This window comes from Metabacillus sp. FJAT-52054, from assembly GCF_037201815.1.
Lineage (GTDB): Bacteria > Bacillota > Bacilli > Bacillales > Bacillaceae > Metabacillus_B > Metabacillus_B sediminis.
Genome location: NZ_CP147407.1, coordinates 1,130,800 through 1,152,314, shown reverse-complemented (window position 1 = coordinate 1,152,314; position 21,515 = coordinate 1,130,800). Strand labels below are relative to the sequence as shown.

25 protein-coding genes are annotated in these 21,515 nt (G+C 43.7%); 12 read left to right on the top strand and 13 right to left on the bottom strand.

All coding sequences use genetic code 11. The features are described 5' to 3' along the window. Window positions 1–252 precede the first annotated feature (252 nt). From hemY to WCV65_RS06140, 4 genes are all read right to left on the bottom strand, one after another. Window positions 253–1,656, bottom strand: a complete 1,404-nt coding sequence (hemY, locus tag WCV65_RS06155; protein WP_338780894.1) for a protoporphyrinogen oxidase — start codon at window positions 1,654–1,656, stop codon at window positions 253–255. Between the two features lie 15 nt (window positions 1,657–1,671). Next, window positions 1,672–2,604, bottom strand: coding sequence for a ferrochelatase (hemH, locus tag WCV65_RS06150; RefSeq protein ID WP_338780892.1), 933 nt, complete (start codon window positions 2,602–2,604; stop codon window positions 1,672–1,674). Between the two features lie 113 nt (window positions 2,605–2,717). After that, window positions 2,718–3,761: a uroporphyrinogen decarboxylase gene (gene hemE, locus WCV65_RS06145; RefSeq protein WP_338780890.1), complete on the bottom strand. Its 1,044-nt coding sequence runs from the start codon at window positions 3,759–3,761 to the stop codon at window positions 2,718–2,720. A gap of 408 nt (window positions 3,762–4,169) precedes the next feature. Continuing rightward, window positions 4,170–6,311 carry a PBP1A family penicillin-binding protein gene (locus WCV65_RS06140; protein ID WP_338780888.1) on the bottom strand — a complete coding sequence of 714 codons (2,142 nt, stop codon included), beginning with the start codon at window positions 6,309–6,311 and terminating at the stop codon, window positions 4,170–4,172. Window positions 6,312–6,501: 190 nt separating this feature from the next. Between WCV65_RS06140 and WCV65_RS06135 the strand changes: the two genes are divergently transcribed. Together WCV65_RS06135 and WCV65_RS06130 are read left to right on the top strand one after the other, a co-directional pair. Further along, window positions 6,502–7,002, top strand: coding sequence for an antibiotic biosynthesis monooxygenase (locus tag WCV65_RS06135; protein ID WP_338780886.1), 501 nt, complete (start codon window positions 6,502–6,504; stop codon window positions 7,000–7,002). Between the two features lie 287 nt (window positions 7,003–7,289). Continuing rightward, the gene (locus tag WCV65_RS06130; RefSeq protein WP_338780884.1) at window positions 7,290–8,504 is read left to right on the top strand and encodes a M20 family metallopeptidase; all 1,215 of its coding nucleotides are present in this window, start codon (window positions 7,290–7,292) and stop codon (window positions 8,502–8,504) included. Window positions 8,505–8,550: 46 nt separating this feature from the next. On the opposite strand, the gene WCV65_RS06125 is transcribed toward WCV65_RS06130, so the two are convergent. Genes WCV65_RS06125 through WCV65_RS06115 form a run of 3 tightly spaced genes read right to left on the bottom strand, consistent with a single transcriptional unit; the run spans window position 8,551 to window position 11,220 of the window. Beyond that, on the bottom strand, window positions 8,551–9,261 hold the full coding sequence (locus WCV65_RS06125) for an EcsC family protein (protein ID WP_338780882.1): 711 nt from the start codon (window positions 9,259–9,261) through the stop codon (window positions 8,551–8,553). Between the two features lie 5 nt (window positions 9,262–9,266). Beyond that, a complete protein-coding gene (locus WCV65_RS06120; RefSeq protein ID WP_338780880.1) occupies window positions 9,267–10,487 on the bottom strand; it encodes an ABC transporter permease in 1,221 nt (406 codons plus the stop codon). After that, window positions 10,471–11,220 carry an ABC transporter ATP-binding protein gene (locus tag WCV65_RS06115; RefSeq protein WP_338780878.1) on the bottom strand — a complete coding sequence of 250 codons (750 nt, stop codon included), beginning with the start codon at window positions 11,218–11,220 and terminating at the stop codon, window positions 10,471–10,473. Before WCV65_RS06115 ends, WCV65_RS06120 begins: the two co-directional genes overlap by 17 nt. Window positions 11,221–11,806: 586 nt before the next feature. On the opposite strand from WCV65_RS06115, the gene WCV65_RS06110 reads away from it, so the two are divergent. From WCV65_RS06110 to WCV65_RS06100, 3 genes are all read left to right on the top strand, one after another. Then, complete coding sequence (locus tag WCV65_RS06110) at window positions 11,807–12,232, top strand: HIT family protein (protein ID WP_338780876.1); 426 nt, start codon at window positions 11,807–11,809, stop codon at window positions 12,230–12,232. A 141-nt stretch (window positions 12,233–12,373) separates the two neighbouring features. Then, entirely contained in the window at window positions 12,374–13,477 is a 1,104-nt protein-coding gene (serC, locus tag WCV65_RS06105) for a 3-phosphoserine/phosphohydroxythreonine transaminase (RefSeq protein WP_338780874.1), read from the top strand. 99 nt (window positions 13,478–13,576) lie between these two features. Next, the gene (locus WCV65_RS06100; protein ID WP_338780872.1) at window positions 13,577–14,092 is read left to right on the top strand and encodes a tryptophan transporter; all 516 of its coding nucleotides are present in this window, start codon (window positions 13,577–13,579) and stop codon (window positions 14,090–14,092) included. 43 nt (window positions 14,093–14,135) lie between these two features. Here WCV65_RS06100 and WCV65_RS06095 read toward each other — a convergent pair whose 3' ends face one another. Then, window positions 14,136–14,321 carry a hypothetical protein gene (locus WCV65_RS06095; RefSeq protein WP_051860892.1) on the bottom strand — a complete coding sequence of 62 codons (186 nt, stop codon included), beginning with the start codon at window positions 14,319–14,321 and terminating at the stop codon, window positions 14,136–14,138. Window positions 14,322–14,526: 205 nt separating this feature from the next. Here WCV65_RS06095 and WCV65_RS06090 point away from each other — a divergent pair, with 205 nt between their 5' ends. Both WCV65_RS06090 and WCV65_RS06085 read left to right on the top strand, forming a co-directional pair. Further along, a complete protein-coding gene (locus WCV65_RS06090) occupies window positions 14,527–14,883 on the top strand; it encodes a YtxH domain-containing protein (protein ID WP_338780870.1) in 357 nt (118 codons plus the stop codon). 201 nt (window positions 14,884–15,084) lie between these two features. Continuing rightward, window positions 15,085–15,678, top strand: a complete 594-nt coding sequence (locus tag WCV65_RS06085; RefSeq protein ID WP_035413658.1) for an HTH-type transcriptional regulator Hpr — start codon at window positions 15,085–15,087, stop codon at window positions 15,676–15,678. Here the strand turns inward: WCV65_RS06085 and WCV65_RS06080 are convergent. Then, window positions 15,672–16,010, bottom strand: a complete 339-nt coding sequence (locus WCV65_RS06080) for a DUF1878 family protein (protein WP_338780866.1) — start codon at window positions 16,008–16,010, stop codon at window positions 15,672–15,674. The genes WCV65_RS06085 and WCV65_RS06080 overlap by 7 nt on opposite strands. 168 nt (window positions 16,011–16,178) lie before the next feature. On the opposite strand from WCV65_RS06080, the gene WCV65_RS06075 reads away from it, so the two are divergent. The 3 genes from WCV65_RS06075 (at window position 16,179) to WCV65_RS06065 (ending at window position 18,063) form a co-directional block, all read left to right on the top strand. Then, window positions 16,179–16,721, top strand: a complete 543-nt coding sequence (locus WCV65_RS06075; protein ID WP_035413653.1) for a DUF3267 domain-containing protein — start codon at window positions 16,179–16,181, stop codon at window positions 16,719–16,721. Window positions 16,722–16,857: 136 nt separating this feature from the next. Continuing rightward, window positions 16,858–17,037, top strand: coding sequence for a hypothetical protein (locus WCV65_RS06070; protein ID WP_035413651.1), 180 nt, complete (start codon window positions 16,858–16,860; stop codon window positions 17,035–17,037). A 573-nt stretch (window positions 17,038–17,610) separates the two neighbouring features. Further along, on the top strand, window positions 17,611–18,063 hold the full coding sequence (locus tag WCV65_RS06065) for a hypothetical protein (RefSeq protein WP_338780860.1): 453 nt from the start codon (window positions 17,611–17,613) through the stop codon (window positions 18,061–18,063). 209 nt (window positions 18,064–18,272) lie between these two features. On the opposite strand, the gene WCV65_RS06060 is transcribed toward WCV65_RS06065, so the two are convergent. Both WCV65_RS06060 and WCV65_RS06055 read right to left on the bottom strand, forming a co-directional pair. Beyond that, window positions 18,273–18,356: a YjcZ family sporulation protein gene (locus WCV65_RS06060; RefSeq protein ID WP_035406457.1), complete on the bottom strand. Its 84-nt coding sequence runs from the start codon at window positions 18,354–18,356 to the stop codon at window positions 18,273–18,275. Between the two features lie 103 nt (window positions 18,357–18,459). Continuing rightward, window positions 18,460–18,543: a YjcZ family sporulation protein gene (locus WCV65_RS06055; RefSeq protein ID WP_035406462.1), complete on the bottom strand. Its 84-nt coding sequence runs from the start codon at window positions 18,541–18,543 to the stop codon at window positions 18,460–18,462. A 357-nt stretch (window positions 18,544–18,900) separates the two neighbouring features. Here WCV65_RS06055 and WCV65_RS06050 point away from each other — a divergent pair, with 357 nt between their 5' ends. Both WCV65_RS06050 and WCV65_RS06045 read left to right on the top strand, forming a co-directional pair. After that, window positions 18,901–19,779, top strand: a complete 879-nt coding sequence (locus WCV65_RS06050) for a peptidylprolyl isomerase (protein ID WP_338780858.1) — start codon at window positions 18,901–18,903, stop codon at window positions 19,777–19,779. Between the two features lie 230 nt (window positions 19,780–20,009). Continuing rightward, window positions 20,010–20,210, top strand: a complete 201-nt coding sequence (locus tag WCV65_RS06045) for a cold-shock protein (protein ID WP_035406464.1) — start codon at window positions 20,010–20,012, stop codon at window positions 20,208–20,210. Window positions 20,211–20,266: 56 nt separating this feature from the next. Here WCV65_RS06045 and WCV65_RS06040 read toward each other — a convergent pair whose 3' ends face one another. Both WCV65_RS06040 and yhaM read right to left on the bottom strand, forming a co-directional pair. Continuing rightward, window positions 20,267–20,455, bottom strand: coding sequence for a sporulation YhaL family protein (locus tag WCV65_RS06040; RefSeq protein ID WP_035406467.1), 189 nt, complete (start codon window positions 20,453–20,455; stop codon window positions 20,267–20,269). Between the two features lie 64 nt (window positions 20,456–20,519). Then, entirely contained in the window at window positions 20,520–21,464 is a 945-nt protein-coding gene (yhaM, locus tag WCV65_RS06035; protein ID WP_035406470.1) for a 3'-5' exoribonuclease YhaM, read from the bottom strand. Between the last annotated feature and the right edge of the window lie 51 nt (window positions 21,465–21,515).

Sequence of the window (21,515 nt, the reverse complement as noted above, 5' to 3'; positions counted from 1 at the left end):
AAAAAAGTGGAAGCTGCTTCTAGTAAGGAGGTTCTGCTAAAAACGCGGCGTCCTGCCGCAGCGCAGAACTGACCTGCATCGTGCAGGCCTCCCTGAGAGACGCTGGAACCGGGACGGGCAAAGTCGCTTTTTGACTTTGACTGAACCGGTGAAGCGGCCGAAGGACTAGCCGCTGGAGCTAGCCAAATTAACTTATAGGGTGAAAATTTATACTATCTTCCCAAGAAAAAAAGCCGCTATATTTAGCTGGCTCTAAAAATTCAAATATTGCTTAACTTGTTTCACGGCAGCTTTCCCCTGATCGATGCAATCCGGAAGCCCGACTCCTTCAAATGAAGCTCCTGCAAGGAAAAGACCAGGGTATTCTCGGCCGACATAGTTATAGATTCGCTGAACATTGTCCCGGTGCCCGACATTATACTGAGGCATCGCCTGCTTCCAGCGGCTTACGACGTAGTCTTCCGGCAATCCGGTTATGTCCATCGCTTTTTTCAAGTCTTCCAGGACAATGTTTACAAGCTGCTCGTCCGTTTGATCGACGATGGTTTCATCTCCTGGTTTGCCGACATACGCCCGCAAAATTACTTTATCCTCCGGTGCTGTATGCGGCCATTTCTTATTCGTCCATGTGCAGGCAGTAATGGAATAACCGCCGTTTCTTGATATAACAAAGCCAGTGCCTTCTTTCAGCATTCGAACGTTTTCTTTAGGGAAAATCATCGCTACGTTTGCAACCGATGTAGACGGCATTGTTCTGAAATAATCAAACTCGCGATCTTTCATCAATATGCCGGCGGATTCATGCGGAATTGTCATAATGACAGCATCCGCTTCCATAACAGTTCCCCCGCTAAGCTCGATTGTATAAGTCCCAGGCGGCGATTTCTTGAGAGCAGTTACCTTAGTGCTTTTTATTATTTTGACTGTATTGAGGCTGCTTTCAAGCGCTTCAATCAATGATTGGAGTCCACCGGTCAGAGTTTGAAATATTCCTTTTTTCCTGGAAGGATCGTGTTTCTGACTCGCGGAAGGCAATGATTTTTTCATTCCTAAAATCAGGCTTCTATGCTCCTGTTCCGTTTTATAAAACTGCGGAAACGTAGACATCAGGCTAAGATTATCAATATCTCCGGCGTATATACCTGAAAGAAGCGGCTCGATCAGATTTTCTACTACCTCATCTCCGAGTCTTCTTCTGAAAAACTGGCCGAGCGATTGATCACTTTTATGCTCTCCCTTAGGAAGAACAAAGTCTCCAGCTGCCCGCAGCTTCCCGGACAACGAAAACAGACCGGATGTGACAAATGGGCGGACTTGTGTAGGAATCCCCATAACAGCTCCGCCAGGAATGGGGTGAAGACCGTCTTTCAATAGAACATATGAACGGCCGGTAGAGTTGTTGACCAGCTGTTTTTCAAGACCAAGTTCCCGGACGAGCTGAGGTGCGCTTGCCTTTCGCTCAAGAAAAGAATCAGGTCCTCTTTCAATGATGCATCCATTTTTTTGGACCGTCTGAATCTTCCCCCCGAGCCTCGGACTTGCTTCAATAAGTGTGATTTCCACATCCTCTTGAAGCTCTTTTTGAAGATAGTAAGCAGCGGATAAACCGGTTAGACCTCCGCCGAGGATCGCCACTCTTTTTTTCTTTTCCATCATTTCGCCTTCTTTACATTACTTTTGAAGATGCTTCATTATGACAGCTGCAAGGCAATCAATAAATTCAGCCTGATCGTTCGGCATTTCAGGACGGTAGTAGGCTGCACCAAGTTCGTCTGTTACAACCTTGCATTCGTAATCATTATCAAAAAGAACTTCAAGGTGATCGGCAACAAATCCAACAGGCGTATAAACAAAGCTGCGGAAGCCTTTTTCCTCATATAGCTCGCGTGTTAAATCCTGAACATCCGGTCCAATCCAAGGATCTGGGGTATTTCCTGCACTCTGCCAGCCAATGGCATAATTGTCAACACCTGCAGCCTCTGTAATCAGCTCAGCTGTTTCTTTAAGCTGATCCGGATAAGGATCGCCTGCTGCAATGATTTTCTCAGGAAGACTGTGGGCAGAAACGATCAGTACTGCTTTTGCCCGTTCTTCTTCGGACATGGCATTAAACGTTTCTTTTACTCTGTCCGACCAATAGCGGATAAACTTCGGCTCCTGATACCAGCTTTCAACAGAAGTAATGGTAAGCCCGCCAAGTTTTTCGGCTTCTTCCTTTGCCCGTCCATTATAGGATTTGATGCTGAAGGTAGAATAATGCGGAGCAAGAACAATGCTTACGGCCTCTGTTATGCCGTCCTCATGCATTTGCTTCACTGCATCTTCAACGAAAGGTTCAATATGCTTCAGGCCAAGATACATGTTAAATTCAATGGTATCCTGGATGCTGTTTAAGTGCTGCTCTAGCTTTTCTGCCTGATCAAGAGTGATTTTGGCAAGAGGAGAGATCCCGCCAATTGCTTCATAGCGGTCCTTTAAATCCTGCAGCATTTCAGGAGCAGGAGGTCTGCCGCGGCGGATATGCGTATAATAGCGCTCAATATCCTCTTCTTTATATGGAGTTCCGTAAGCCATCACAAGAAGTCCCATCTTCTTTTTCATCATTCATGCACCTCTTCTATTTTGTGAAAAGAAACACAATCCTTTTCCCTATGTAATCTATTTTGCCATTTCAGACGGAAACATTCCAAGCGGGATGCTCTTGGAATGTTTTTCAATCATTTATTTGAAGCGGAATATTCGTGAACAAAAGACGCTACTTTTTTTAACGTTGCCGGCTGAACTTCCGGGAATACTCCGTGCCCAAGATTAAACACATAGCTGTCGGATTTCATTCCCTCGTCCAGGATCTCTTTCAAACGCTCCTCAATGACATGCCACGGGGCAAGCAATATGGCAGGATCCAGATTGCCCTGCAGCGTCTTCGTCAGACCCATAGCACGTGCTTCGTTAATCGGCAATCTCCAGTCAAGACCCACTACATCGAGCGGCAGGTCATGCCATTCCTTCGCTAAGTGACTCGCACCGACGCCGAACATAATAAGCGGAACATTAAGAGGTGCCAGGCTTGTAAAGATCCGGTTCATCACTGGTTTTATAAAGGTACGGTAATCCTGCACATTCAAGGCACCAACCCAGGAATCAAAAATTTGGATCGCTTTTGCTCCTGCTTTCACCTGTGACTCCACATACGTAATCATCGTATCAGCAAGCTTGTCCATAAGAGCGAACCATGCTTTCGGTTCTGCGTACATGAACGCTTTCGTTTTATTGTAATTTTTTGATGGGCCGCCTTCTATCATGTAGCTCGCAAGGGTAAATGGCGCTCCTGCAAAACCGATAAGCGGCACGTTCAGCTGTTCCTGTGTGAGGATCCGGATGGTTTCAAGAATATAGGGAATGTCCTGCTCCGGATTTATCTCTCCAAGCTTTTCAACATCACTAAGGCTCCGGATTGGATTGCTGATTACAGGACCAATGCCTGTTTTAATTTCTACATCTACACCGATTGCAGGAAGCGGCGTCATAATATCTTTATAAAGAATGGCTGCATCTGTATTATATTGCTCAACCGGCAGCCTCGTCACATAGGCGGATAGCTCAGGCTGATGGGTAATTTCAAAAAGACCGTACTTTTCCTTTATCTTGCGGTACTCCGGCTGGGAGCGTCCTGCCTGCCTCATAAACCATAGCGGCACGTGATCTGTTTTTTCCCCTCTGCATGCCTTTAAAAAAGCATCATTGAATTGTTTAGACTCCATGAATCTCCCACCTTACTTGATCTCGTATGTATTTGTTACCAATATAAACTTTATCATTGCATTAGTATAGCAGATGACTGTAATTGTCAAAAAATCGACGTAAAACAGGAGCCGTTTTTGCAAGACTTATATATTGAGCTCAGTTAAACTTGGCTGTTGATTTACGCTGCAGGCGTTCGCTTATCCTTGGGCGGGCGGTGAGCCTCCTCCTGGCTTCGCCACTGCGGGGTCTCACCTGTCCCGCTGTTCCCGCTGGAGTCTCACGCCTTCCGCTCCAATCAACAGGTGTTAATAAATCAACATATTTCTTTAACAAAGCCAAATATTTAACAAATAAACAAATTAAAGGAATCATTCATTTAACCTGCCAGTTAATTGAACAAAAACAGGAGCCCGGTAGCTCCTGTTTTATCTGCCCGAAAAGATTTTAGGTTCTGCGTATGGGGTTCCTTTCCCCTCTTGTTTGGTCTGCTCATTAAACGGGACCACTTTATAGGATGCTGATGAGAAGACGTTGCTGAATGGGATTTCATAGGTGCTGTCATTTTTGACTTTTCCAATCAGCTTCTCGTTTTCTCCGGATTTCTCATAGATTCTGTACTCTACACGCGGGTCCTCCTGCTTTTTCCATTTTAACGAAACTGTAACGAGTCCCAGCGGGTTAAAAGCAAAATCCGCGTCAACCTGTTCCAGCGGCTTTAATCGGATTGGGCTTTCGAGATCATCCGCTCCCTTGGGAACAGCAAAGGCCGTTTTCTGTATGGTTTCCGATTCATTCAAAATTTTCTTGAACAGCCTGGCGGGATAGGCACTCCCGCCATTAAGATGCTTATCCCTGGAGGTTTGATCGTAGCCCATCCATAAAGCACCGGTTACGTCAGGCGTATACCCTGCAAACCAGGCATCCATGACCGCCCCCTTCTTTTCCGGATAAGAGGTCGTCCCTGTTTTACCCGCCAATTCTCCTGTGTAGCTTCCGCTTTTCGCTGTACCTTCCGAAACAACATGCTGCAGCATCCTTGTCATGTTCCAGGCAGTCTGAGCAGAATATATTCTAACTTTTTTCTGCTGCTTCTCAGCGATGACTTTTTTGTCACGATCCTCTATTTTTTCAATAAAATAAGGCTCTGAATATACCCCTGCCTCCGGAAAGACCCGATACGCATTGGCAAGCTGCAAAGGATTGACTCCTTCCTTCAATCCGCCAAGAGCAATGGCAAGTCCTTTATCCGGAACAGGAACTCCCTGCTTTTCAAGATAGGACTTGCTATTATTTACCCCAAGCTCATTCATTGTCCAAACGGCAGGGGCATTTTTGGATTTGATTAAAGCATCATACATCGTAACCTGGCCTGAATAACGGTCATCATTATTTTCCGGAGCATAGCTTCCAGCATAGGTTTGATAGGAGTCAGAGAGGAGGGAATAGGGTTCATAAAGCTTTTCCTCCATTGCCGGACCGTAGACTGCGAGCGGTTTGAAAGTAGAGCCAGGCTGTCTTTTCGAAGTCACTCGGTTGTAGCCTTTAGGTGTATAGTCCCTTCCGCCAATAGCAGCCATAACGCCTCCTGAACGGTTGTCGAGCAATACAAAGGACCCTTGTGCATTCTGATCGGTTCCAGGAAAGTAGCTGTTCGATTGAAACAGGTCATACGCTCTTTTTTGAATATCCTGCTGCAGAGGAACCTGGATGGTATACCCTCCTCTTAGCAGCTCCTGGCTGGAGATTGAGTACGATTTCTCTGCTTCATCCATGACGAGGTCGACATAGCTGTAGAGCCAGGGATGATCCATTTTTTTGCTGATATTGAGTGCAAGGGTTTTCCCTTGCAGCCTGACTGTATCCTCAGCTGTCAAATAACCCTGCTCCTGCATTAATGAAAGAACCGTATCTCTTCGTTCTTTCGACTTCCCAGGGTGAAGAATGGGAGAATAAGAGGTCGGTGCCTTGGGAAGAGATGCGAGCATCGCTCCTTCGGAAACGGTCAGCTCAGACACGTTCTTCTGAAAAAAATATTGGGAAGCGGCTTCGACACCGTAGGCTCCATGACCGAAGTACAGTTGATTCAAATACATTTCCAGCAGTTTTTCCTTGCTGTATTTGTTTTCAAGATTAATGGCGATCATCGCTTCTTTCGTTTTTCGAAGCCAGGACTTTTCATTTGATAAAAAAATATTTTTAGCGAGCTGCTGCGTTATCGTACTTCCGCCCTCTACCTTGCTTCCGGCAGTAAAATCTTTATAAACAGCCCGTCCAATTGATTTCAGATCAATCCCGCTATGCTCATAAAATCTGCGGTCCTCCACGGCAATAAAGGCCCGCTGGACATGCTCCGGCACCTCTTTGATAGAGACAATCTCCCGATTCTGCTCATAGAGACGGGTGATTTCCTTTCCATTCATATCTACAAGCCTAGTAGCTGATGGGAGCACTAACTTCTTCTCGTCAATCATTGCATTTCCGGTAAGCAGGATAAACAAGTACCCGGCGATGGAAATAATTATTAAAATTGCTGCTGCAGTGCCTGCCCTTACAATTAGACGTTTCATTATTTCACCCCGATTCATTATGTGGCCAACCTGTTATGTTTTAGGATTGTTAATTAAAGGTATTAATATGTACGCGGATAAGCTGAACCATTTTTAAGGAGCTGCCAAGAATTCGGACAGCCTATTTTTCGCGCGGCATATTTGTTTTCAAACCCCATTAAAAGTTTATAATTATAACGAGGTGATTCAGATGAAATTGTACATGACATTTGGAACGGCTGATTATTTAGAAGGAATCGTAACATCGAATTCGAATGAAACCATGCTGCTTATGCATACAGATGACAATGCGATGCTGATTCACGAAACGGACGGAGAGACCGTGCTGAAGGAACCTAAAAAGTATGAGGTTCTGGATTCTTCCGGTTCCTTCGAACAGGCGGGTTTTGCAGTACTGAACAACATCCCTGTTACGGAAGAAGGAAAACCGCTCTTTGAACAGCGATTTAGCGAAAGAGCGAGAATGATTGAAAGCGAGCCAGGTTTTGCGGCAATCAGGGTGCTACGCCCAATGCGCGATGACACTTACGTGATCCTGACATTATGGGAGGATGAAGCATCCTTCAAAAATTGGCAGCAATCGAAAGCTTATGAGCATGCTCATAAAAAAAGAGGCACCTCAGATGGAGTGGATCAAAAATCAATTTTCCCGCGTCCATCCTATGTTACAACCTATCAAGTACTAAAATAACAGTGAAGGGTCCGCACGTGCGGATCCTTTTTTTGTTGATAAGAAACAATATACCATGCCTGCGTCATTTTGACAGTATATGACTTTTTATCCACCCTGTTATTGCCTGGGAAATGACAAATTTCGGCCATCTAATCATGTTTCACTTCCTGCTTTTCCAGAACCAGATGCATTAGCTAAATCGGCTATTTTCCTCTATGAACCAGCGGGAGTCCAACTCTTAGTTGTTGTAATTTTCCGATTTTTTCTATAATATGAATAGTAAAATCTTACATAGGGGGAGCTTTATGCTTACAGAGATTTACGGGGAACTGGACGGATACTATGAAGAAATGGTTGAGATCCGCAGGCATTTACACCAGCATCCTGAGCTTTCGTTCCAAGAATATAATACTGCTGCCTTTATTAAGGAGTACTATGAACGCCTTGGAGTTGAAGTAAAGGATAAGGTGGGAGGCAATGGTCTGACTGCATTAATTAAAGGCGGTAAACCAGGGAAAACAGTAGCTTTCCGTGCAGATTTTGATGCACTTCCCATTCAGGATGAAAAATCGGTTCCTTACAAATCAACCGTTCCAGGTGTCATGCATGCGTGCGGCCATGACGGACATACCGCACTGCTCCTTGTTTTTGCAAAGGTTATGCTGAAGCATCAGGAACAGTTGAGCGGGAATATTCTTCTTATTCATCAGCATGCAGAGGAATATGCGCCAGGAGGAGCAAAAAACATGATAGAGGCGGGATCTCTGGAAGGTGCGGATGCCGTGTTTGGCACTCATCTTTGGTCCATAGCCCCTCTTGGAACGATTCAATACCGTACTGGACCCATTATGGCCGCTGCTGACCGTTTTGAGATTGTTATAAAAGGAAAGGGCGGGCACGGCGCACAGCCTCACCTAACAAAGGATGCCATTGTGATTGGTGCTCAGGTGATTTCAAACCTGCAGCAGATTGTCAGCAGAAAAGTGGATCCTGTTGAAGCGGCAGTCGTATCAGTGGGCACGTTTAAAGCGGAAAATGCCTTTAATATCATTGCGGATACAGCAAAATTAATCGGTACAGCCAGAACCTTTAAGGAAGAAGTAAGAGACCAGGCGGAGCAGGAAGTTGAACGGGCCGTAAAGGCGGCATGCCTGCTTTATGATGCTGATTATACATGCCTCTATGACAGGGGATATCCGGCTGTCGTCAATCATGAGAAAGAAACACTGTTTGTGAAAGAAATCGCAGGCGGCATTCCCGGTGTAAACAATGTTGAGGAAAGTCCACTGCAAATGGGAGGGGAGGATTTTGCTTATTATCTTCAGGAGCGGAAAGGCAGCTTCTTCTTCACAGGAGCAATGCCGGCGGATCCAGAAGCAGCCCAGCCTCACCATCACCCCAAATTTGATTTTGATGAAAAGGCCATGCTGATTGCAGCAAAGACCTTTGCTTCACTTTTTGTGAATTATGAGCATGAAGCAGCCGATCAGACTAGTACTGTAAATGCAGCAGTCAATTAAACGAAAGCGCCTGCCGAAAATGCGGCAGGCGCTTTGTATGTTTGGATCAATCACCATTGCTCAGGATTCTCATTTGGTAAGCCTTTATCGCGGTTTCTCCAAGCTTGTTTAGCAGTCTGTAATTTACTGTACCTCCAACAGCTGCCCCTATTCCAGGAACGAGCTGAAGCATTTTAGCCAAATCTATATGATCCCGGTATTCCTGCTGAAATTCACGCCAGTTCATATCTTCTACAGGCAGAGGCTGTGTCTCCCACCGTTCCAGTATACTGAGCGTTTTCTCCCTCACAGGTTCACTTGAAAAGGCAAGCTGGAAAATCATTAAAATACAGACCCTCTCCTGCAGGTTTTTCGGTGAAAAACCATAAATGCTCGCTGCTTCGTATAAAAATTTCATTTTAATGCCGAGCAGCAGAGGGAAATCGGCCATACCCGCTGCGAATCCTCCCGCACCTGTTGCTGCTCCTTCAAGCGCCGCTGCTTTTTTATACGTGGATAGAAGCGACCGGACGGCATCATCTTTTTCCTTAAGAGTTGCGAGGTTCGGCACTTCTATATTGGTCCATTGGGAACCTTTTATCGTCATTTCTGTCATAAGCCGGATACTTTCTGTCAGGGCATCATGTATTTTTCCGGGTATGCGGGCAGTCACGTATGCTTGAATGTCCTTTGATTTTCTTTGCAGGAATGCCGGACGTTTCGAAAATTTCTTCTTCCAGAGCAGGACTTCCTCCAGAACTTCTTTTTCGTAGCTCATGGCTGTTACCCCCTGTACATCTTATCCATTCGTTTCCTTGCATAAGCGTTTACGAAAATTAAGACGAAAACGATGCCCCCACCAATAGCGGCTGCTCCCTCAATCCATTCCATTTTCATTAAAAGAACGGCTCCCAGAATCAGCCCCTGAACAAACAGGATATTCCTCAGCAAAGCAAGAAAGCTTTTACTTTTGCTTTCTTCAGCTACAGGATATAGGTCCGGCACGGAAAGCATATCAAAATGCCGAACGAGTACAATCAGCTGAACGCCTGTTAAAAAGATCGTTCCAGCCGTTAGAAGAACCGCACCGGTTACACTCATTTCCACAAAGCCCAAAATAAGACCGGATATAACCGTCAGCCTGAAAAAGATTCCGAGATAGTCGGTGCCTCTAATAAAAGCTCTGGCAAACATGTACATATAGACATGTTCTTTTCCATAGCGAATAGTATTCAATATCCAATCCAGGTACGCTCTCCTGTGCGCCTCTTTTTTCAGCTTCGGCACATCGGTAAAAAGATTGGCAAGCCTGTAGAATGATTGCTTCTTACGGTTTTCAGAACGGATGAGGCGATCCCATTTCAGACCTTTCCCTTTTGAAATCCGTTTAAAATAGAGCACAAACAGAGCAATCACCACAGCTACAATCAATGCATAAACAGGCATCTGAGAGAGCGCAAAAAACATCAGCACTGTATTCAATGCAAACCGCACCGCACGATCCCATAGAGCGGACGAATTCTCTTGGGAAAAAGAAACATACCAATCACATTCCATATTCACATAATTCAGGATGAGGAGCAAAATCCCTGTGTACATATAAACCATTCCATCATTCGATACTGCCAGATAAAGCGGACCAAGCAGAAGATACACAATGATTAGCGGCAGCAGTGACTGAAAATAACTGAACTGCTTTGCCTTCTTTAAATATTTCTCCATTTCCTTTTCAAGCGGCAGCAGGAAGACAAGATCTGCTTCCTTAAACAGTGTTCTCACGCTTGAGAAAATTAGCAATGCCCCGAATACAATCGAGATGATGATCTCGGCAGGAAAATCATCAGGAAGCTGCTTCAGCCATGATTGGTAGCCTAATGCGCCCCCAGCGAGAAGGAATATCATAACAATGAGCAGATGGTCATTCAGCATGTATTTTAGATAAGAGCGGATTTCTTTAATGTGCTCCTCAAGACGGGCACCCCAAAGGTCAAGAACGTTCTTCATATTCTTCTTCCTTTGTCAGCTGAATGTATAAGTCATCAAGATTGGCTCCGGTCATCCCAAACTCTCTCTGCAAATCACTAAGCGTCCCTTTTGCACGGACTTCTCCGTTATGTAAAATAATAAAGGCATCACAGTATCGTTCTGCTGTTGCCAAAATATGTGTGGACATGAGGATGCCCGCTCCCCTTTTTTTAGCCGTGTTCATCTGCTCAAGCAATGAATTGATTGCGAGCGGGTCCAGACCAACAAACGGTTCGTCGATTATATAGAGCTCAGGCTCCACCAGGAAGGCACACATAATCATTACCTTCTGCTTCATACCTTTTGAAAAGTGAGCCGGAAACCATTTCAGCCTTTTTTCCATTCTGAATTCTTTGATTAGCGGCGTGAGTCTTGCTTCAAATTCCGTTTTAGAAAGACCGTATGCCATCGCCGTGAGCTCAAGATGCTCATGCAGCGTCATTTCTTCATAAAGAATCGGTGTTTCAGGGATAAACGTAAATTGCTGCCTATAGGTTTCGTGATTTTCATCAAATGTCTGCCCATTAATGGAAATCTTGCCTTTTCTCGGCTCCATTAATCCGATTATGTGCTTGATTGCTGTACTCTTTCCAGCTCCGTTTAAGCCGATCAGTCCGACGATCTGGCCTTTTTCCAAGGTAAACGAAACATCCTTTAAAACTGGGTTTCGGGTATATCCCCCCGTTACGCCATCTACATGCAAAAGTGTCATCTCGTTATTCCTTTCTATATATAAGACTTTATGTTCCCATCATATCAAAACAGAACGACTCATGTCTTGCTGCCGCGCATCTAATTGCTAAAATAATCCAAGCATAACCATTAGGATAACTGCACATTCTAGTTAAGGAAGAAGGAAGTTCATTTACTTTTGCGAATGAGGTGTTTGTCAAAGACGCATTTGCTTAAAACTTCACCAGAGGGAAAGTCATGGATTTTATCCGCGAGCACATCGCTTAAAAATGAGGTGTTTGTTAAAGGCCAGATTTCTGATTGAAACGAATTTAAGCCAGTCACTTCTGTAAATGAGGTGTTTGTCGAAGACATGTTACCGTTATAAATGAGTCCTTCCCTTCTTCTTAAGCAGGGCTAGCTGATCGGCTTGGCCCTGCTTTTCCTATTGTGCACAAATTTTAAAAGCTGCACACGGAGAATTTCTTCGGCCTTGCTTGCCTTTTGTACTTCCTCTTCTATAGCATCCCTGCTCTGACCATATACGGTAAACATCCCGCTAAAGTTTCACTCTGTCTTTCCATTATGATAAAATACCCCTAACCAAGTCCTATGGAAGGAATGATTTGATGAGCTGTATTTTCTGCAAAATTATTAACGGGGAAATTCCCGGAGCGAAAGTTTTTGAAAATGAGCATGTTCTTGCTTTTCTGGATATCAGCCAGGTAACAAAAGGTCACACTCTTGTTGTTCCTAAAGTACATAAAGAAAACATTTATGAAATGACTCCTGAAATATCCCGTCATTTTTTTGAAGCGATTCCTGCCATCACTCGTTCCATTAAAGAGCAATTTCAGCCTGAAGGATTAAATTTGCTTAACAATAACGGGGAAGCAGCCGGACAGTCCGTCTTTCATTATCATATGCACATCCTTCCGCGCTACGGCAAAGGAGATGGATTTGGGGCAGTATGGAAAACTCATACGAATGACTACACTCCAGAAAAGCTTCAGGAGATCGCATCACAAATTCGTGATGGAATAAACGTATAAGTTATTTATAGAACAGCTCTTCATTGGGCTGTTTTTTGCTGTCTTCACAAAGCACAAAAAACAATTAATATTCAAAACTCTCAGTTATTTGTGATACCATAAAACTAATTTATTCAATTAACGCTTTAGGGGGATATACAAATGGTGAGAGCTTTGAATTTCAGCGCAGGTCCTGCTGCCTTGCCGCTGCCAGTACTGGAAAAAGCACAAAAGGAATTCGTTAATTACCAGGGCACCGGTATGTCGATCATGGAAATGAGTCACAGAGGCAAGCATTATGATGCAGTCCATAGCGGGGCGAAAGCACGTTTAAAAAACCTGATGAATGTTCCGGATACACATGAAATCCTGTTCCTCCAAGGGGGAGCAAGTCTTCAATTTTCAATGGTTCCGATTAATTTTCTAAAAAAGAATGAAACCGCGGGCTACATATTGACTGGTTCATGGTCGGAGAAAGCATTAAAGGAAGCCGAAAAGATAGGCAAGACAAAAGTAATCGCTTCTTCAAAAGAAAGTTTGTACCGTTCCATTCCTTCCCGTTCTGAATGGGGTGATGAGAAAGATCTTGCCTACCTTCACATTACATCCAACAACACCATCTATGGAACGCAGTGGCATGAGTTCCCTGACACAAACGTTCCTCTTGTTGCGGATATGTCCAGTGATATTCTGTCCCGTCCAGTGGATACAGGCAAGTTCGGTCTCATCTACGCCGGTGCTCAAAAAAATCTCGGTCCTTCTGGAGTGACCGTCATCATCGCGAATAAACAGTGGCTAAGCCAGAGCACAAACAGCCTGTCTAAATTTCTGGATTACAACACTCACGCTTCCGCTGATTCTCTTTATAATACACCGCCGACTTTTGCGATTTATATGCTCGGACTTGTACTGGAATGGGCAGAGGAACAAGGCGGCACCGAAGGTCTCGAAAGGAAGAACAAGGAAAAATCAGCTCTTCTTTATGATTCAATTGAGAGCAGCGAAGGCTTTTACAGAGGGCATGCCCTTAATGGAAGCGGGAGCCATATGAACGTAACCTTTACCCTCCCTGATCAGGATCTCGAAAAGGATTTTCTTGCAAAAGCTTCCGAGCATGGATTTATCGGTTTGAACGGTCACCGCAGTATCGGAGGCTGCCGCGCCTCCATCTATAATGCAGTCCCCTATGAAGCATGTGAAAAGCTGGCCGAATTTATGAACAGCTACAGGAAAAATCATTCTGCCCGTTCTTTTACTTTTCAATAAGAGCTGCCCCTGTTATAATCTATTTAACCGCTTTTGCAATGGGAAAATAGTTCACCATTGGAAAGCATACTTTTGAGCCAAGAAGAGGAGAGTTGAGTTATGAAAACGAGAGAACTTGTTACAATGTCGCTGTTTGTTGCCATTGGCCTTGCTTTGCACAGTATTATTCCGCCTATATTCCTTGGAATGAAGCCGGACATGATGCTGACGATGATGTTTTTGGGAATTGCCCTTTTTCCAACCCTTAAAAACACACTGTTATTGGGAGTATTAACGGGTATATTATCAGCCTTGACGACTGGATTCCCAGGCGGACAGCTGCCGAACATCGTTGACAAGCCCCTTACAGCACTGGCATTCTTCCTGCTGCTGACAGTGGCTGGCAAACTGGCTTCTAAACTTGTAACAGTATCCATCCTTACTGCAGCCGGAACAATCCTTTCAGGAGTTATTTTCCTTGGAAGCGCGCTGCTGATCGTTGGGCTTCCTGGTGGATTTACCGCTCTGTTTATTACAGTGGTTCTTCCAGCCACAGCACTCAATACGATTGCAATCAGCTTGATTTACCCGATTGTTACATCCATTCATAAAAGATCAAAGCCAATTTCAGCTTAACTTAAAAGGGACTGACCCACTGCGGCCAGTCCCTTTCTTTATGTCAATGCAGCAAGGACAGCATGATCCCAACCAGCAGCGTAACCCCCGCTCCCCCAGCCATAATCATAGCCCTTTGTTTGAGTATCCATTTAGGCGGATAGGAAGCGGCCTGCTGCGCCTGTCTCATATAATGCAAAGAAACCAATAAGAAAACAAGACTAATTAAGTAGAATAGTATCCCCAGCATACATCCCATTCTCCTCCTTTTACGCTTATGTATATGCCATAAAATCCGCGCTATGAGACATGTTTGATTCTGGCTGTGAATTCTGTACTTCTTCTTTGAAAGAATTTTCGTTTAAGTCCCCGTATGACGGGTATCATGTAAAGAAGGATTTCTTCATGATGATGTTGAATGTGTTAAGAGAACGGAGAACGGGAGTGATGAGTTAATGTCAAAAGCCAAATCCATACTACTTGGACTTCTAGCCGGAACCGTTGCTGGCGGCGCAGCAGCTTTGCTTTCAGCCCCATCTTCCGGCAGAGATTTACGAGGACAAATTAAAGACAGCAAAGATCGCATGCTGGATACGATCAATCAGCTAAAACAAGAAAGCATTGCCCTAAAGGAGCAGGTGGTTCAGGCTGCTAAGGAAAGTGCAGACGTTATTAAAGAGGTGTCTACAGAACTTCAAACCTCTTTAAAAGAATTCCAGGAAGAAATTGAGCCACACCGTGAGAATCTTCAAAAAGAAATTGAAGCCATTGAAGAAAAAATTAAACAATTAGAAGACACAATTAAAAATTGATGAATATTTCCATATAAGAAATATATGTAACAAAAAGGTGCTCAAACTTTGTCGGTTTAGCACCTTTTTTCCGTATTCTTTTATAACAATACTGGATTCAAAATATTTTTTTAAAAATTTTGTTAATTTACATCTTTATTAATCTTTACTTTTTTGGGATAATAGAGAATATTAGAAATGCGGAAAAGTAGGTGAGTGAATTTGAAGACAAATGAAAAGGATTACACGGTAAAAGAGGCATTGCTCTTCAGCCAGAGAATCGCTCAGTTAAGCAAAGCCTTGTGGAAATCAATCGAGAAAGACTGGCAGCAATGGATCAAGCCTTATGATTTGAACATAAACGAACACCACATTCTTTGGATTGCTTACCACCTGAAAGGAGCATCCATTTCGGAGATTGCTAAGTTCGGAGTGATGCATGTCTCTACTGCCTTCAACTTTTCGAAAAAGCTTGAGGAAAGAGGCTATCTGGAATTCTCCAAAAAGCTGGATGACAAAAGAAATACGTACATCGAGCTGACCCCTAAGGGTGAGGGAATTCTTCTGCAGCTAATGGAGGATTATGATCCTACCCGAAATGCCGTATTTAAAGGGGCCATGCCTCTGCAGAATCTGTATGGGAAATTCCCGGAGATTATCGAAATGATGGCCATCATCCGAAACATTTACGGTGATGACTTTATGGAGATTTTTGAGCGCTCTTTCAGCAATATCGAAAAGGAATTCGGCGAAGAGAATGGACGCTTGAAGAAAATTACGGAAGAGGAGCAGCCTAAAGCTGCTGCTAATCAATAATCGTTTAACATACTCAGGAAATCGCTCATCAACTGCGAAAACAATCCCTGTTTGAAAAGGGCTTGAGCGGTTTCCTTCACCTCCAGCTTTTCATTTAAATCTTGAACAAAAAGCGTAAGGAGTCCTTCAAAACGGACAAATCCCTGCGCTTTTTGTTTTTGGTAAAGCCGATCCAATTTATCACATAATTCCATAACCTGCTGATGTTCCTTTTCAGACAGCTGTTTTTCAATAACCATATACATAAATGGATGCTCATCCTTTTTAATCAATGAGGCAAGAAGACGAACCTGAAATTCCATCCGGTTCAGCCGTTCTTCAAACGAGTCCACGTAAACCCCTTCTTTCTCTCTCTTACATACTCATATTTTAGCGGAAGAGCTTCCTCAGAAAAAGATTTTCTTATAATATTGCACTCAATTTCTCCAAACGTATTGATTTTTATCTCAGCCGGAAGTACAGTAGGTAAGGATTTATTTTTCAAGGGACGGTGATCGGATATGAACTGCTGGAAAACCATCGACCTATCAAAAGATTATGGGTTTCAGCGTCTCTTTCTATATTTTATAATGGCATCAATTACGGCTTTTATTGTCCTATACCTTCCTCTATCGCTGGTAGACCCCAGCCGGAAGCTTGCTGCAGGACATATACTTTACCTGGCAGCAATTTTATTTCTAATATTGCCTTTGCATAAACTGCTCCATGCGCTTCCACTAATGATTTGCGGCAAAATCCCAAAAATGAAAATGGAATATGCAGCAATGATTCCCATTGTACGGCTCAAGCCATGCGCCCGAATTACTAAGCAAGTAATGCTTGCCACACTGCTTTCTCCATTCCTTATTTTTACGGCAGCGAGTATTCAGGCAAGCATCCTAATGCCGGAATACGTACACTACTTCTGCCTGGCTGCAGCCCTCCACATCGGCTGGTGTGTTCCGGATTTAATATACGCCCGACAAGTTATAGCTGCACCAAGAACATGCATTGTTGAAGAGGACCGAAATGCATTAGAGATATTAATAGAAAACAAGCTGTAAAATAAAGAAGGAAACCCGCAAATAACGGTTCCTTCTTTTCTTTTGGAAGAACACGTGCGAGTGCCGGCATTTTCCTATCTTTTTCAGCGAATATTTGGTAATCTTATATGTATCAGTAAGGAAAGGGGGATCTCATGTGATCATCTTGTTCATTTTCTTTGCTGTCTTCATTCTGTTTTACATCAACACTTTAACGAACAGGCTTTGTTTAGTTCGTGAGATTCCTGAAGACCGTCAAACGAGAGTGTTTCGTATGATTAATGTCCTTGTTACGATTCTGCTGATCTCTTCGTATATTGAAATTCTTTATACATAGAACTCGGAATCTGCAGCTCCGATCAACTTATACACAAAAAAGCCGGCCACTTGGTGGACGGCTTTTTTGTATTTCCGCATTGAATTTTGGCCGTTCCTCTTCTTAATTTGGCCATTCTGACGCTCTTTTCGGCCGTCCGGATTTATCTGTCCGTTCTGGACTGCTTTTTGGACGTTCGCACGTAGAATTTTTCCGTTCCTTTTCTCAATTTAGCCGTCCTGATACTCTTTTTGGCCGTCCAAATTTATCTATCCGTCTGGACTCCTTTTTAGCCGTTTGCACGTGGAATTTGTCCGTTGCCTTCTTAATTTAGCCGTTCTGACACTCTTTTTAGCCGTCTGGATCTATCTGTCCGTCCTGGACTGCTTTTTGGCCGTTCGCACGTAGAATTTGGCCGTTCCTCTTCTTAATTTAGCCGTCCGGATTTATCTGTCCGTTCTGGACTGCTTTTTAGCCGTTCGCACGGTGAATTTGGCCGTTGCTCTTCTTAATTTAGCCGTTCTGATACTCTTTTTGGCCGTCCGGATTTATCTGTCCGTCCTGGACTGCTTTTTGGCCGTTCGCACGTAGAATTTGGCCGTTCCTCTTCTTAATTTAGCCGTTTTGACACTCTTTTTAGCCGTCCGGATTTATCTGTCCGTTCTGGACTGCTTTTTAGCCGTTCGCACGGTGAATTTGGCCGTTGCTCTTCTTAATTTAGCCGTTCTGATACTCTTTTTGGCCGTCCGGATTTATCTGTCCGTTTTGGACTGCTTTTTAGCCGTTCGCACGGTGAATTTGGCCGTTGCTCTTCTTAATTTAGCCGTTCTGACACTCTTTTTAGCCGTCCCGATTTATCTGTCCGTTCTGGACTGCTTTTTAGCCGTTCGCACGGTGAATTTGGCCGTTCCTCTTCTTAATTTAGCCGTTCTGACACTCTTTTTGGCCGTCCGGATTTATCTGTCCGTTTTGGACTGCTTTTTAGCCGTCCGCACGGGGGATACAGCTCTTTATCCCCTATTTATCCGTTCTGCCGGACTTTGTTAAGCAACGCAAAAAGCGCCCCCAAGTGGGAACGCTGTAAATTTTGGAGAGACTAGAACAGGGCTGCGGCTCGCGCATAGCACTAGTGTCTAGCTCCAGCGGCTAGCCCCTCGAGGTCATAAGCCGCTCATCCTGCGGAAGGAAAGTTCACCTTCCTCCGGTTGATCGTCTTATGCTTGTCGGGGCTGGTCAAGCCGCCTGCGCTTTTCAAATTATAGCCAAGCTGCACCAACGATGATCAACAAAATGAAAAGTACAACGATTAACGCGAAACCTCCGCCGTAAGAACCGCCCATTGAACACACCTCCTTACTGATGGTTAAGATATACTATGCAATTCTTTTGTATTGCGAATGGGTGTTCATCCTGCATATTGCAGTTATAAGCAGCCCTTATTGACTAGCAAATATACGCTGCACCCACAATAATCAGCAAAATAAACAAAACAACGATCAACGCAAAGCCGGAATTGTATCCTCCCATGACGTATAGCCTCCTTTCGCAGTCAACTCATTATATGAAGGGAAAAGATGCTTGATTGGGCCTTTAGCCCACATCTAAAAATTTTCGCGCATATCCAAATAGTTCCGCGCATGAATTTCACATAATTTCACATATTAGGATTTTGACAGTAAGCTCTCATTCATTTTTATATTAAAAAACCCCAAAAACCCAGAAGCTTTCAGGAATGCTTCTACAGCAGGCTTTTCGGGTTATTTTAAACTTTGTCCTTTCCTATTTGCCCTCTTTTCAGATTGGGTTGCAAAAGTCCCCTGAACATGGCACAATGTTTTATAGTATTTAGTACAAACACTATTAGGGCAGGAGTTGTATCGACTAATGAAAAAAATGGCTATTGCGGCTATTACAGCTACGAGCCTTTTCACGCTCGGCGCATGCAGCAACGGAGCAGCAGGCGGTTCTGATGTTGTGGCTGAGACGAAAGCTGGAAACGTTACAAAGGACGAGCTTTACGAGGCTATGAAATCCCGCGCAGGTGAACAGGTATTGACTGAATTAGTTCATAACAAAGTGCTGGGTGAAAAATACAAGGTTTCCAAAGATGAAATTAAAAAAGAGCTTGAATCCATTAAAGCTCAATATGGTGCTGAGCAAATTGACATGCTGGTTAAAAAGCAAGGTCAAGCCTCAGTCGACAATATGGTGAAAACTGAACTTTTGCGTAAAAAGGCTGCTGAAGCTGAGTCAAAAGTAACGGATGAAGATATTAAAAAGTATCATGAGAGCTTAAAAGATAAAGTTAAAGCGAGCCATATCCTTGTTAAGGATGAAAAAACAGCCAAAGAAGTTAAATCAAAGCTGGATGGCGGAGCTAAATTCGAAGACCTGGCTAAAGAATACTCTCAGGATCCATCTGCACAAACCGGAGGATCTTTAGGATGGTTCGGCAAAGGCCAAATGGTTAAGGAATTTGAAGGAGCTGCATTTAAGCTTAAAGAAGGCGAAATCAGCCAGCCTGTTAAAACAGAATACGGCTACCATATTATCCGTATTGATGAAACGTACAAATCTTACGATCAAATGAAGAAAAGCCTGGAAGCTGAAGTAAAAGAACAAAAAACCCAGGATCCTGCTGCGATGCAGGCTGCAATCGACAAAGCGCTTAAAGATGCCAAGGTTGTAGTAAAAGATAAACAGCTTAAAGATACCTTTAAGGCTCCTGAACAGCCAGCAATGCCTGCTCAGCCGGCTCAATAAGAATAGAATAAAAAAGGAGAGGAAGCCATACGCGGTTCCTCTCTTTTTTCGGGCCAATTTGAGGCCATTTTTTCTCACCCGGCTTTAGACACTTGCTATTTATTGCCGTTCCTGTTATCCTTATTAAGAATTATTTTTGTTCGGATATTAAGATCGAATACGTTTCAGCTTGATATTTTTAGAGCAAGAATAGTAACACGTTTGTGCGTCATGCACTAGGAGGTAACAAAATGTTAGAAGGTACAGTTAAGTGGTTTAATGCAGAAAAAGGTTTCGGTTTCATCGAGCGCGAAGATGGCGACGACGTATTCGTACATTTCTCCGCTATCCAAGGCGACGGTTTCAAAACTCTAGAAGAAGGCCAAAAAGTTACATTTGAAATCGTTCAAGGTAACCGTGGCGATCAAGCTGCTAACGTAGAAAAAGCATAAGTTTCACCCATATAAAAAGACTCCTGCAAGCAGGAGTCTTTTTTTGCTTTTAAGGTTCAGACAGTCATTTTCTCAGCTTTTCTCCGCTCTCTTTCCGCTTTGATCCGCTCCAAATAGATTTGCCCTTCCTGTTCAATGAATTCCTCATCTGTCCGTATATCTTCTCTTGTAAGTGTTACAAATTTAAAACCGCTGAAAAGCACTCCGCCCATGCACAGATAAATCCACCAAGGCAACGTCAGCATACAGGTTCCTCCTTCATAAGCCAAGCTTTTATCTCATGCTTATGCTGAAGAAGTGCGCATTATGCTAGTTATGAAAAACCGGTTTGTAAAAGGAGCGGTTTTCAAGGGCAAAGACCCTTTCGGAAAATTCTCCGGGTTTTACACGTTCCAGTGCACGGTCAAGCATATTCATTTTAGCATCGAGATTATCAATGTAATGAAGAATTTCTGCTTCCTTAATCATTGGCGGCTTCGGACTTCCCCACTCTGCTTTTCCATGATGGGAAAGAATAAGATGCTGCAAGACGACGACTTCTTCAGATTCTATTCCCAATTCTTTTGCTGCCTGCGCAATTTCATTCACCATAATGGATATGTGGCCAAGCAGGTTGCCTTCTACCGTATAAGTTGTACTGATCGGGCCGCTTAGCTCTGTTACTTTTCCAAGGTCATGCAGGATTACACCCGCATAGAGCAGATCCGTATCAAGAGACGGATAAAGTGCTGCAATCGATTTTGCCAGATTCAGCATGGATACAACATGGTATGCAAGTCCAGAAACGAATTCATGGTGATTTTTCGTGGCAGCCGGGTATTCAAGAAAAGCCTGCTGATGCTGTTTCACTAGGTGCCTTGTGATGCGCTGGACATTTGGATTTTTCATTTCAAAAATATATTGAGTGATGGTATCCATCATGTCTTCTTTTTTCAAAGGTGCTGTTTCCAGAAAGTCCGAAATATCAAACGTTTCATGGTCATGAAGCGGTCGGATGTTTTTTATTTTGAGCTGGTTTCTTCCTCTGTAATGATGGATATCCCCGGCAATCTTAACAATGCCTTGAGGTCCATAAATTTGTTCGTCCCCCTGGCTTGCATCCCAGAGCTTCGCTTCGATTTCTCCGCTTTGATCCTGGAGGATGAGGGTCAAAAAGGGTTTCCCGTTGCTTGCTACCCCCTTGGTGGATGATTTAATGAGCAGATAAAGCTCAACCTGCTCCCCTACATCAAAATGCATAACTCCTTTAGACATGCTGATTCCTCCCTGTATTTATCTGTGAATAAGTATAACATACCCTCTAAA